Below are 12,335 nucleotides of genomic sequence, written 5' to 3'. Positions count from 1 at the left end.
TTCGCGTGTGCTCGGGCGGTCAGGTCCGCGCCGGACCGGCGGTCAGGACTCTTCCGGCCTGCGCACCGACAGCAGCTCCTCCAGTTGCTGCTCGCGGGCCTGGGCGGCCACGAAGAGCAGTTCGTCGCCCGGCTCCAGGGAGTCGTCCCGCGACGGGGTCAGCACCCGGGTGCCCCGGATGATGGTGACCAGCGAGGTGTCCTCCGGCCAGCGCACGTCCCCCACCTGGGTGCCGGCCAGGGCCGACTCCTCGGGCAGGGTCAGCTCCACCAGGTTGGCGTCGCCGTGGCTGAAGCGCAGCAGCCGTACCAGGTCGCCGACGCTCACCGCCTCCTCCACCAGGGCGGACATCAGCCGCGGGGTGGAGACGGCCACGTCCACGCCCCACGCCTCGTTGAACAGCCACTCGTTCTTCGGGTTGTTGACCCGGGCGACGACCCGCGGGACGCCGTACTCCGTCTTGGCGAGCAGCGACACCACCAGGTTGACCTTGTCGTCACCGGTCGCGGCGATCACCACGTTGCAGCGCTGGAGCGCCGCCTCGTCCAGGGACGTGATCTCGCAGGCGTCGGCCAGCAGCCACTCCGCCTGCGGCACCCGCTCCACCGAGATGGCGGTCGGGGCCTTGTCGACGAGCAGGACCTCGTGGCCGTTCTCCAGCAGCTCGGTGGCGATCGAGCGGCCGACGGCGCCGGCTCCGGCAATGGCGACCCTCATCAGTGACCGCCCTCCTCTTCCGGGCCCCCGGCGAACGCCGCCTCGACCTTCTCCACGTCGTCCGTCCGCATCATCACGTGCACGAGGTCGCCCTCCTGCAACACCGTCTGGGAAGTGGGCAGGATCGCCTCGCCCAGCCGGGTCAGGAACGCCACCCGGACGCCCGTGTCCTCCTGCAACTTGCTGATCTTGTGCCCGACCCACTGCGGGGAGGCGTGCACCTCGGCGAGCTGCACCCCGCCCGTGGGGTCCCGCCACAGCGGCTCCGCCCCGGAGGGCAGCAGCCGGCGCAGCATCTGGTCGGCGGTCCAGCGGACCGTGGCCACGGTGGGGATGCCGAGGCGCTGGTAGACCTCCGCGCGGCGGGGGTCGTAGATGCGGGCGGCGACGTTCTCCACACCGAACATCTCGCGGGCCACGCGAGCCGAGATGATGTTGGAGTTGTCGCCGCTGGAGACGGCCGCGAACGCGCCGGCCTCCTCGATCCCCGCCTCGCGCAGGGTGTCCTGGTCGAAGCCGACTCCGGTGACCCGGCGGCCCCCGAATCCCGGTCCCAGCCGACGGAAGGCGGTCGGGTCCTGGTCGATCACGGCGACCGTGTGCCCCTGTTGCTCCAGGGTCTGGGCGAGAGCGGAACCTACTCGCCCGCAGCCCATGATGACGATGTGCACGACCGTCCTTCCGATGTCAAGAGTCGTTGGCTTGGTCTGAACAGGTTCTCAGACCGCCGCCCAAGCTACACACGCATCGTCCCGGTCGGGCACCCCCGTGCCCCGGTCGCGCCGCTCGCCCGCCTCGCGCGCCCGCTCATCCGGTCGCCCCACGCGCTCATCCGGCCCGTCTTCGAGTGATGCTGCGCACGCTGCACAGGGTCAGGATTCCGAGGCCGGCCAGCGCGAGCACGGCCCCGATCAGCTCAGCGGTCGGGGGCATGAGGGCCTCCAGGCATGGGCGGCAGGCGGGGTTTGCCATCTAGACACGGCCGACGCCCGGGCCACGGAATCCGTACATCACTTCGCCGTCGAGTTCACCCATGGGGAAGATATTGCGGACGGGGTGGGCGGCGCCCAGTGCGAAGGCTTACGATCCTCTCTCGTGTCCAAACTGACCGACGTGCCCAAACGGATTCTGATCGGGCGCGCACTGCGCAGTGACAGGCTGGGCGAAACGCTCCTGCCCAAGCGCATCGCACTCCCCGTCTTCGCCTCCGACCCGCTGTCCTCCGTCGCCTACGCGCCGGGGGAGGTTCTGCTGGTCCTGTCCATCGCGGGCGTGTCGGCGTACCACTTCAGCCCCTGGATCGCGGTCGCGGTCGTGGTGCTGATGTTCACCGTGGTCGCGTCCTACCGCCAGAACGTCCACGCCTACCCGAGCGGTGGCGGCGACTACGAGGTGGCGACCACCAACCTCGGCCCCAAGGCCGGCCTCACCGTCGCCAGCGCGCTGCTCGTCGACTACGTGCTGACCGTCGCCGTCTCCATCGCCTCCGGCATCGAGAACTTGGGTTCGGCCGTCCCGTTCGTCGTGGAGCACAAGGTCCTCTGTGCGACCGCCGTGATCGTCCTGCTGACGCTCATGAACCTGCGCGGCGTCAAGGAGTCCGGCAAGCTCTTCGCGATCCCGACGTACGTGTTCGTCGGCGGCGTCTTCGTCATGATCCTGTGGGGCGCGTTCCGCGGCCTGGTGCTCGGCGACACCATGCGGGCGCCGACCGCCGGCTTCCACATCAAGGCCGAGCACCAGGGCCTGGCCGGCTTCGCGCTGGTCTTCCTGATGCTGCGCGCCTTCTCCTCCGGCTGTGCCGCGCTCACCGGCGTCGAGGCGATCTCCAACGGCGTCCCGGCCTTCCGCAAGCCGAAGTCCAAGAACGCGGCGACCACCCTCGCGATGATGGGCCTGCTGGCCGTCACCATGTTCTGCGGCATCATCGTCCTGGCCATGACGACCAAGGTGCGCATGGCCGCCAACCCGGCCACCGACCTGCTCGACAAGGGCCACCCCCTCGGCTCCTCCTACGTGCAGAACCCGGTGATCTCCCAGGTCGCCGAGGCGGTCTTCGGCAAGGGCAGCTTCCTGTTCGTGGTCCTGGCGGCCGCGACCGCGCTGGTGCTGTTCCTCGCGGCGAACACCGCGTACAACGGCTTCCCGCTGCTCGGCTCGATCCTCGCGCAGGACCGCTACCTGCCCCGCCAGCTGCACACCCGCGGCGACCGGCTCGCCTTCTCCAACGGCATCGTGCTGCTGGCCGGCGCCGCCGCGCTGCTGACCGTGATCTACGGCGCCGACTCCACGCGCCTGATCCAGCTGTACATCGTCGGCGTGTTCGTGTCCTTCACGCTCAGCCAGACCGGCATGGTCCGGCACTGGAACCGCCACCTGGCCGTCGAGAAGGACCCGGCCAAGCGCCGCCACATGGTGCGCTCGCGCGCGATCAACACCTTCGGCGCCTTCCTGACCGGCCTGGTGCTGGTCGTCGTCCTGGTCACCAAGTTCACGCACGGCGCCTGGGTGGCCCTGCTGGGCATGTGCATCTTCTTCGCGACCATGACCGCGATCCGCAAGCACTACGACCGGGTCGCCGAGGAGATCGCCGCCCCCGAGGAGCCCGACGACGACCTGGTCCGCCCGTCCCGGGTGCACTCGGTGGTGCTGATCTCCAAGATCCACCGGCCGACCCTGCGGGCCCTGGCCTACGCGCGGCTGATGCGCTCCGACACCCTGGAGGCGCTCACGGTCAACGTCGACCCGGCCGAGACCAAGGCGCTGCGCGAGGAGTGGGAGCGGCGCGGCATCGACGTACCGCTGAAGGTCCTGGACTCGCCGTACCGCGAGATCACCCGCCCGGTGATCGAGTACGTCAAGGGCCTGCGCAAGGAGTCCCCGCGCGACGCGGTCTCCGTGATCATCCCCGAGTACGTGGTCGGCCACTGGTACGAGCACCTGCTGCACAACCAGAGCGCCCTGCGGCTCAAGGGCCGCCTCCTGTTCACGCCCGGCGTGATGGTCACCTCCGTCCCCTACCAGCTGGCCTCCTCCGAGGCGGCCAAGATGCGGGCCCGCAGGCGCCAGGAGTGGAGCGCCCCGGGCGCCGTCCGCCGCGGCCCGGCGGGGGAGCGGCCGAAGGAGCCGTCGACGAAGGGCTGACGAAGGGCCGGGGGTCGGGTCCCGGGCGGCGAGGCCGTAGACTGGTGGGCTGTTGTCGGTTCACCGGGACGCGCTCGACCGCCCGGACCCGTCTCCCGGCCTTCCCTTTCCCCCTGTCGACAAGTCGATCTGGAGTCACCCACCATGCAGGCAGAACCGACCACGTCTCTGGTGGGCGAGGAGTACGAGGTCGAGATCGGCCCCGTCGCCCACGGCGGCCACTGCATCGCCCGCACCGCGCAGGGCCAGGTCCTCTTCGTGCGGCACGCGCTGCCCGGTGAGCGGGTGGTGGCGCGGGTGACCGAGGGCGAGGAAGGTGCCCGCTTCCTGCGCGCGGACGCCGTACGCGTCCTGCAGGCGTCCAAGGACCGCATCGAGGCGCCGTGCCCCTACGCGGGCCCCGGCCGCTGCGGCGGCTGCGACTGGCAGCACGCCAAGCCGGGCGCCCAGCGCCGCCTCAAGGCGGACGTGATCGCCGAGCAGCTCCGGCGGCTCGCGGGCCTCACCCCGGAGGAGGCGGGCTGGGACGGCACGGTCGTCCCGGCCGAGGGCGACAAGCTGCCGGCCGGCGAGGTGCCGCAGTGGCGCACCCGGGTGCAGTACGCCGTCGACGCCGAGGGCCACGCGGGTCTGCGCCGCCACCGCTCGCACGAGGTCGAGCGCATCGACCACTGCATGATCGCGGCGGCCGGCGTCTCCGAGCTGGGCATCGAGAAGCACGACTGGACCGGCATGGAGTCGGTCGAGGCGATCGCGGCGACGGGCTCCCAGGACCGCCAGGTCATCCTCACCCCGCGGCCGGGCGCCCGCCTCCCGCTGGTCGAGCTGGACAAGCCGGTCTCGGTCCTGCGGGTCGACGAGAAGTCCGGCGGCGTGCACCGCGTGCACGGCCGCCCCTTCGTCCGCGAGCGGGCCGACGGCCGAACCCACCGCGTCGGCGCCGGCGGCTTCTGGCAGGTCCACCCGAAGGCGGCGGACACCCTGGTCACCGCGGTGATGCAGGGCCTGCTCCCGCGCAAGGGCGAGATGGCCCTCGACCTCTACTGCGGCGTCGGCCTGTTCGCCGGCGCCCTCGCCGACCGCCTCGGCGACAAGGGCGCGGTCCTCGGCATCGAGTCCGGCAAGCGAGCGGTGGAGGACGCGCGGCACAACCTGGCCGACTTCCCCCGGGTCCGGATCGAACAGGGCAAGGTCGAATCCGTCCTGCCGCGCACCGGTATCACCGAGGTCGACCTCATCGTCCTCGACCCGCCCCGCGCGGGCGCCGGCCGCGCGACGGTCGCCCACCTCACCTCCCTGCACGCCCGCCGCATCGCCTACGTGGCGTGCGACCCCGCGGCGCTGGCCCGGGACCTGGGCTACTTCCGTGACGGCGGGTATCGGGTGCGGACGCTGCGGGCGTTCGATCTGTTTCCGATGACGCATCATGTGGAGTGCGTGGCGATTTTGGAGCCGGTCGCGAAGGGCCTCTGACCTGCCAACCTCGGACCTCTCCGGCCCTGGTCCGCAGACCGGGGCCGTCGGCGTGGGACAAGGGCTCCGGTTCGGGGGGACTGCACCTCGCCAGCGGCGGCGCGTGCTGCTACCTCGTCGCACGCAGCTCCGAACCGAGACCGCGGCCCGGCCGGGCCACCAAGGACGGCGTCGTCGTCCGAGGTCTTGGGTGGCTGGTATCACCTCGCCACTCAGATACCAGTCCGGTATCATTCCTGTATGGCGATGACACTCCGGCTCCCCGAAGACCTTGACGCGAAGCTCACCGAGCGGGCTCGTCGGGAGGGTCGCAGCAAGCAGGAACTTGCCATCGAGGCCATCCGTGACGCCCAGAACCGGGCCGAGCTGAAGGTCGATGACGTCCTGGCCGAGCTGATGGACAGCGATGCGGAGATCCTGGACTACCTGAAGTGACCCAAGTGCGCTACATCCATATCGACGAGATCCTGGCCATCGCTCGCACGGTCAACGATACCGAGCACAGCGTGCGTGACATGGGACTTTTGGTGTCAGCGATCGAACGGCCCCGAACGGACGTGTTCGGGGCCGAGTTGTATCCCACGCTGCACGAGAAGGCGGCGGCACTGCTGCACTCCGTCGCTCGCAATCACGCGCTGATCGACGGCAACAAGCGCACCGCCTGGCTTGCCATGCGTGTCTTCCTGCGGTTCAACGGCGTCAGCGCCAGTACCGCCCCGCCACCCGTCTCCGTGGCCGGCCCGTTCGTCGAGGAAGTCGCGCAGGACAACATCGATGTACCGGCTATTGCCAAGCGCCTGTCGGCCTGGTTCCCCGTTTCCTGACGTTCGACGTCGTGGGTACGGGACGGAATGAGGTTCTGGGGACGGTGCTGGCTCCTGGCAGTCCGCCGGGGGACTGACCCGTTCGTTCAGCGGGTGGATTCGTATGCTTTCGCGAGACGGGGCAGCGGGTCCGCTCGGCGCGAGAATGGCGTCCCACCTGGTCTTCGGTGTGGGAGATGCCGTGTAGTCGTCGCTTCCCGAGTCATGCCGGTCGGAGAAGAGTGGGTGGGTGCCAGTTTCCTTCGTGCCCACGACGACGAGGACCTTCGGGGTCATCCCCTCGAAGGCGGTCGTGGCGAGCGGTGCGTAGGGCTGGGCCGCCGGTCCGTTTAGATCCGCGCCCCGGCCGGGCGCTGCGATCATGACGCGGGTGCCGAAGCGTGCGGCGACGGCTCACCGGCAGGTTCGGGGTTGACGGGCGTGCTCGCCGTAGCTCGGGTCGGTGATCGCCGATGGGTTCCCGAACTGGCCGACGCGCGCGGGCTGTCGGCCGCCGAACCGCTCGGCGAAGAAGAAGGGCATCCCTTCGCCCTCCGATTGCCGAGCAGCCGTGGAGAACCGTGCGGCACACGTCGGCGGCGAACGGCCCGTCGTAGGAGGCAGGGCCGTGCGGCTCCGTGGCCGATGCCACGGAGCCATACGGTGGTTACCGTCGGAAGCCGACGCTCGGATCGTCCGTGTCCTCTTCCGGGTCCACGCTGTACAGCGGGCGGTCCTCGATCCCCAGGGCGCGCATCAGCTCGTTGGTCGGGATCCTGTACCTACGTCCGATGCGGAGGACGGGGCAGGGGAACTCGTGCTCGCGGATCAGCCGGTACGCGGTCGTCGAGCCGATTCCGAGTGCTCGGGCCGCCGTTCGCAGGTCCACTGCGACGGGCAGGTCGAACATCTCCGTGAAACTGAGGCGGCCCTCTGCCGGGTCTTTCACCCTCGCCTCCCCGCAGGGCGGACCGGCCGGGTGCCCGCGCGGCGCCCGGGCCGTCGCCTCTTCCCGGGGCTGTGACCCGCCGAACGGTCCTGCGACCCGTCGTCGGTGTCGATGAAGATTCCCTGTCGGCGCAGATGCTCCGGGCGCACCCGGAAACGCAGCGGTGCGCACAGCCCGTCCGGGCCGTCCGGACGGTCGACCCGTACGTCCAGGCTCTCCGCCGCCGGCGCGTCCGCCTCCTCGCCGGACGCAGTGAGAGCGTGCTCCTCGGTGATGCGTTCGATCTGGGTGGAGGGAAGCTCCCGTAGCCCTTCCCGGGCGAGATGCCACGCCCTGGCGCGCGCCGCGTGCAGCAGGGAGGAGTCGGTGAGACAGCTCGCGCCGTCCCGGTCCGCCAGCTTCTCCAGGAGAGCCAGGACCATCTCGGCCTCCACGTCCGATCGGTCGGCCCGCAGGCGCGTGCAGACCCGGTGGACCGTCCCGGTCAACCGGGGCAGGGCCAGCCAGATCGCCAGGAGTTTCCCCGTGCTGTCTGGAGTCAGGTCGCTCTGCGCCGTGCGGATGACCTCCTTCCAGACCGCGGTGGCGAACTGCGGGTCGGAGTCGGAGCCGTACAAGGCCTCGTGCGTCTCGGCGGCGGTCAGCCGGACCGGATCAGCCTCATCGGCGTCCGTGGTAACGAGCACGAAGACCGCGTCACTGGCCCGGGGATCGTCGAAGTGCCGCCTCACCGAGGCGAACGCACTACTGTGTGGTGGATAGATCATGAAATGTCCTCTCTTCGGACTGCGGGAACCTGAGTCCGGAGGTGCTGGAGATACCGAGATGTTGGACGAGGTGGGTCCTGTGGTGGGACGTACCACCTCATATCCGCGTCAAGCGGAGACGAGTCCCACCAGCCTCACTTTGATGCGTGAGCATGCGGTAGTGGTCTTCTCGACCAGGTAACGCCGCCTTTGACCACGAGCGTGTAACAAGCGCGGCAGCCAGGCCACGAGCTCGCCGGTGACGGAATTCGAGGCGGGTGGGCGCCCGTTCAGAACGGGCACCCACGAACTGTTGCGCTCAGGCGGTCTCGGACGACGAGGTGTCCGGGGTCTCATTGGGCGGGGTCGCCGGGGTGGTGTCCTCGGTCCGGACGACCGCCCGCCGGCGGCGGCTCGGCGGCCAGTCGGGGGACTGGCGCAGACGGGCTGCCCGGCGGTTGCGCTGACGGCTGTTCATCGGGTTCGCGGTTCCTCTCTGATGAGTCGATGGATGACTGAGCCGCCGTTTCGTGCTTCTGCGAGCGGCTGGTGCCATCGTGCCCGGGGGTGAAGCGGAGCCGCAGAGCCAAAACTGAGGGATAACTGAGTCCTCGGGGGGCGTGAAGAAGCAAGCGCGTGTGAAGCGGCGCAGCGCGGCGCACAGATGAAGGAGCGCCGGCGAGGGGCCGGATCGCTGACTGCGGCGCGGTGAGGGTGAGCGGGAGGGCGATGGAGGGGTACGTGCTGGGCCCGGTGCGAGCCGAAGGGGGCGGCGGCAGGAGGGTGGTCGAAGGGTCGAAGGTGGCGGCCCTGTTCGCGCTCCTGGTGACCTCACCAGGCTGCCGATGTACCAGGAAGGAGATAGCCGAGGTCCTCTGGGAGGGCGACGAGGAAGTCGGCGTCCGAGTTGACCGTGTCGTCGCCGACCTGCGGAAGCGGCTGGGCCAGGAGTCCGTGCCCCATAGCGGCAAGTCGGGTTACTGCACGCTCCGCGTGCCGGTGAAAGACGTTGACCTGCTCCGTTTTCGCGAAAAGGTGAAGCAGGCTGAGGGGCTGACCTGCAAAGCGCAGTTCGAGCTGCTCGGCGCGGCCTTGGACGAGTGGAACGGCGAGGACGAACCGCTGCACGGACTGTCCGAGACCGGCTTCCACTTGCGTCGGGAGGAGCTACGGGCCGAGTTGATGGCCGCCGTGTACGCGCGGCTGGACGCAGCCTACAAGTCCAGGGAGGTCAAATGGCTGCGCGAGGAGACGGAGAAATGGTTCGAGCGCGCGCCGGAATTGCCCAAGATCTTCCGGTACTACCTGCTCGCCCACGCAGACCTGCCGGAGCCCCGGCGTGAGCGGCTCATCACGAATTGGGAGGAGCGCAACGGAAAAGCGGACGTCGATGTGCAGAGCGCCATCGACCAGGTTCGGGGAGAGGGCCGCCGACCGGGCGGAGCGCTCCTGCCCCCCGTTCCCGACCAGTTACCCGGCGGCAGGCGCAAGCCGATCGGGCAGGACGAGCTGATCGGTGACCTCTTCGAGGCCGTGTGCGAGGAACAGGATGCCGGCAATCTGGCGCTGGTCCTGATCAGCGGTATGGCGGGTGTCGGGAAGACCACGGTGGCCGAGAACCTCGCCGGTCGGCTGCGGGAGCGGTTTCCCGACGGGGTGCTGCGCGGCGAACTGAACGGATTCGCCGACGGAGACGTGCGGCCCGCCGAACCGGACGAGATCCTGGACGGCTTTCTGGCCGCGCTGCCGCCCTACGCCACGGTGACCGGAACGGAGAGCAAGAGCAATGCGCTGCGGTCGGCGCTGGCCCACCGGTCGGTGCTCATCGTCCTCGACGACGCGCTCAGCGCCCAGCAGGTGCTGCCGCTGCTTCCCGGAGACGGTACCTGCGCCGTGATCGTCACCAGTCGTAACGACCTCTTGCGGCTTCAGTCCGAGAGAAAGGTGCTGTTCCGCAAGATGGAGCCGCTGCACGAGGCGGACGCGCTGGAGGTGCTCCAGGAGAAAGTGTCGGCCGAGGACCGGGCCAAGCACGCCATGGCCTTCAGCGAACTTGTCGACCTCTGTGGCCGACTGCCGCTGGCCCTTGTGGTGGTGGCCAGGCTCCTGGAAGGTGGTGCGCGTCCGCTGCACACCCTCCCTCTCCTGGTGCAAGAGATGAAGGAGGAGCGGAAGCTGGCGATGTTGGACACCCTGGACCTGCCCGAGCACGAACTGTCGGTCCGCGCAGCACTCAACTGCTCCGTGCGCGTGCTGAATGAGGAAGCCCGGCTGCTGCTGTGGCAGCTCGCCGTCCACCCCGGGCCCAGCGCTTCCTGGGAGGCGGTGATGGATCTGGGACGGGCAGTGGACGAAGGGACGCGTACCGACCGGGCCCTGGTGGACCTCGTGGCGGCGAACCTCGTGGAACATCACGGCGACCGCTACGGGCTGCACGACCTCGTGCGGGCCTTCGCCCTTCGGCACGTGCGGCCGGTGTCGGACGGAGAGAACGCGGAGATCGAGCGGGCGACCGTACGGCAGGTGCTGGAACACCAGTTGCACAACGTCCAAGCCTGCGACCGGGTGCTCGACCGCGAACGCACCCTGCCCACCGGCGAGCCCGGAGCGGTCAGGGTCACCGACCCCGCGGACCTCGCGGAGGCGATGGCGTTCCTGGACGAGGAGTACCCCGCCGTCCAGCGAGGCATTCGCTTAGCGATCAATCGGCGTATGGACCGGTACGTGTGGCTGCTTCCGATGGCCCTGGTCATCTACCAGTGGCGCCGTCGCCTGCTCGATCATGCGCGGCAGAACCTCCGGTACGCCGCCGAGGCGGCGGAAACCGTCGCCAGCCCGGTCGATCGCGCCATGGTCTACCGGTCGCTGGCAGGGACCCACTGGCGGCTCGGTGAGTACGACTTGGCTGTGGGCAACCTGCGCAGGGCCGTCCGGCTCAGCGAGGTGGACCGCAGCACGGAAGGCCGGCTGAGTCTGGCCCGTACGCTGCACCGGCTCGGACTCACCCTGCGCAAGCAGGGCGACCGGACGGGAGCGGAGGAAGCGCTCGGCCGCGCACTGGAGTTGTGCCGGGAGGTGTCCGACCGGGTCGGGGAGGCGGCTGTTCTGAACGTCCTCGGCGCGATCGACCTCGACCGGGGCGAGCACGAGCAGGCGCTCCGCCGGTGCGCCGACGCCCTGGGCGTGGTGGAGCGCACGACGGTGCGCAGCGGCCTGGCCGATGTGCTGTTCACCCTGGCCAAGGTGCATCTGGCCCGTTCCGAACGGGACGAGGCCATCACTCTGTACCGGCAGGCCTCCGACATCTACCGCGAGCAGGAGAACTGGCCCAACGAGGACAAGGTACGGATGCTCTTCGCTGATGTCCTGGTGTCCGCCGGCGACACCGACGCGGCGGTGCGGGAGCTGGAGAGAGTCATCGTGCTGCGTGAGCTGATGGGCGGTGAGGGGGTGCGGGAGGTCCGAGAGCGGCTGGAAGGGTTGAGGTGACCCGCCCGGTCGGCAGCCGTCGGCTCACCGTCAAAGCCGGGGCGGATGCGTGCGGTAGTACTCGGTCGGGTCCGGGCGCAGGGGCTTCGATGGCCGTTGCGAGCCGAGCTGGGGTAGGTAGCAGCGGAGCCGATCGAACACTTCACGGACATCCGCGGGGCGCTCCGTCGCCTTCCACCGGACCATCCACAGCGCCAGGGAGGCGAACTCCGGGGGTAGTTTGGCGAGCCGGTCGGCCGGCAGCACCGGGGTGCCCTCTTCCGCCCGCTCGTCCTGTCCGCCGTAGGGCAGGCGCATCACGGTCATCTCCAGCAGGATGCAGCCGAGTGCGAAGATGTCCGCTTGCCGCGTCAGACCTGACGGGCACTCGTCGGACTGCTCGGGGGAGGCCCAGCCGCGCGTGCCGCGTGCGTATTCCGTCTTCTGATCCGCCACGACCGCGTGGCCCATGTCAATGAGCCGGAGACGGCCGTCCGGCTGCACGATGACGTTCTCGGGCTTGAGATCGCAGTGCACCAGATTCCGGTCGTGGACTTCTGCCAGAATTTCGCACAGTTGGCCGATGACGGCCGCAACAGTCCCAGGGTCCTTAACGGGCAGGGCCGCCGACAGGACCTTCTGCAGTTGGTGCCCTTCGACAAATTCCATGACCAGGCACCGGCGTCGCCGGTGTGTCCCCGTGGCGATGACTTCGGGAATCGCCTGGATTCCCGTCAGCATCATCATGCGTGATCCCTCTTTGAGGAGTTCATCGCCGGCCCAGCGGAAATCGCTCTCGGGTCCGAGGTCCCGGGCCTTCTGAAGCTTCAACGCCACCTTCTGCCCGCTGTTGCGGTCACGCCCGAGGAAAAGGTCGCCTTGGCCGCCGTCCCCGACCATGTCCAGCACTTCGTAGCGCCTCTCCACATCGCCGACCTCCTCGATCTCCCTCACGGCCATCCGCCTTTCCTCCATACGGAAATGGAGCATGAAATGTCACAGCCATGGCTGCCCCCCGGCGGGGTGACCCGCACG

At 69.5% G+C, this 12,335-nt stretch carries 11 protein-coding genes; 5 read left to right on the top strand and 6 right to left on the bottom strand.

The annotated features are described in order from the left end of the window. Positions 1-42 precede the first annotated feature (42 nt). Positions 43-717 (bottom strand): TrkA family potassium uptake protein, encoded by a 675-nt coding sequence (locus HZZ00_RS27945; protein WP_070022965.1) that lies wholly within the window; start codon positions 715-717, stop codon positions 43-45. Beyond that, complete coding sequence (locus HZZ00_RS27940; RefSeq protein ID WP_180329041.1) at positions 717-1,388, bottom strand: TrkA family potassium uptake protein; 672 nt, start codon at positions 1,386-1,388, stop codon at positions 717-719. The genes HZZ00_RS27945 and HZZ00_RS27940 overlap by 1 nt, the downstream gene beginning before the upstream one ends. A 424-nt stretch (positions 1,389-1,812) precedes the next feature. Here HZZ00_RS27940 and HZZ00_RS27935 point away from each other — a divergent pair, with 424 nt between their 5' ends. From HZZ00_RS27935 to HZZ00_RS27920, 4 genes are all read left to right on the top strand, one after another. Next, a complete protein-coding gene (locus tag HZZ00_RS27935; protein WP_180329040.1) occupies positions 1,813-3,861 on the top strand; it encodes an APC family permease in 2,049 nt (682 codons plus the stop codon). Between the two features lie 144 nt (positions 3,862-4,005). Continuing rightward, positions 4,006-5,334, top strand: coding sequence for a class I SAM-dependent RNA methyltransferase (locus HZZ00_RS27930; protein ID WP_180329039.1), 1,329 nt, complete (start codon positions 4,006-4,008; stop codon positions 5,332-5,334). A 240-nt stretch (positions 5,335-5,574) separates the two neighbouring features. Continuing rightward, positions 5,575-5,769 carry a ribbon-helix-helix protein, CopG family gene (locus tag HZZ00_RS27925; RefSeq protein ID WP_180329038.1) on the top strand — a complete coding sequence of 65 codons (195 nt, stop codon included), beginning with the start codon at positions 5,575-5,577 and terminating at the stop codon, positions 5,767-5,769. After that, positions 5,766-6,158, top strand: a complete 393-nt coding sequence (locus HZZ00_RS27920) for a type II toxin-antitoxin system death-on-curing family toxin (protein ID WP_180329037.1) — start codon at positions 5,766-5,768, stop codon at positions 6,156-6,158. Before HZZ00_RS27925 ends, HZZ00_RS27920 begins: the two co-directional genes overlap by 4 nt. Before the next feature lie 646 nt (positions 6,159-6,804). On the opposite strand, the gene HZZ00_RS27915 is transcribed toward HZZ00_RS27920, so the two are convergent. The 3 genes from HZZ00_RS27915 to HZZ00_RS27905 all read right to left on the bottom strand — a co-directional run bounded on the left by HZZ00_RS27915 (position 6,805) and on the right by HZZ00_RS27905 (position 8,310). Next, on the bottom strand, positions 6,805-7,047 hold the full coding sequence (locus HZZ00_RS27915; protein ID WP_180333745.1) for a helix-turn-helix domain-containing protein: 243 nt from the start codon (positions 7,045-7,047) through the stop codon (positions 6,805-6,807). 35 nt (positions 7,048-7,082) lie between these two features. Continuing rightward, a complete protein-coding gene (locus HZZ00_RS27910; RefSeq protein WP_180329036.1) occupies positions 7,083-7,772 on the bottom strand; it encodes a hypothetical protein in 690 nt (229 codons plus the stop codon). Between the two features lie 379 nt (positions 7,773-8,151). After that, a complete protein-coding gene (locus HZZ00_RS27905) occupies positions 8,152-8,310 on the bottom strand; it encodes a hypothetical protein (protein WP_180329035.1) in 159 nt (52 codons plus the stop codon). Between the two features lie 263 nt (positions 8,311-8,573). Between HZZ00_RS27905 and HZZ00_RS27900 the strand changes: the two genes are divergently transcribed. Continuing rightward, positions 8,574-11,321 carry a tetratricopeptide repeat protein gene (locus HZZ00_RS27900; RefSeq protein ID WP_219013945.1) on the top strand — a complete coding sequence of 916 codons (2,748 nt, stop codon included), beginning with the start codon at positions 8,574-8,576 and terminating at the stop codon, positions 11,319-11,321. Positions 11,322-11,351: 30 nt separating this feature from the next. On the opposite strand, the gene HZZ00_RS27895 is transcribed toward HZZ00_RS27900, so the two are convergent. Further along, complete coding sequence (locus tag HZZ00_RS27895) at positions 11,352-12,254, bottom strand: serine/threonine-protein kinase (protein ID WP_180329033.1); 903 nt, start codon at positions 12,252-12,254, stop codon at positions 11,352-11,354. Positions 12,255-12,335: the final 81 nt, after the last annotated feature.

The sequence above is a fragment of the Streptomyces sp. NEAU-sy36 genome, assembly GCF_013423905.1.
Classification (GTDB): Bacteria; Actinomycetota; Actinomycetes; order Streptomycetales; family Streptomycetaceae; genus Streptomyces; species Streptomyces misionensis.
The sequence above is the reverse complement of the archived record's forward strand: the minus strand, read 5'-3'. Positions and strand labels throughout refer to the sequence as shown.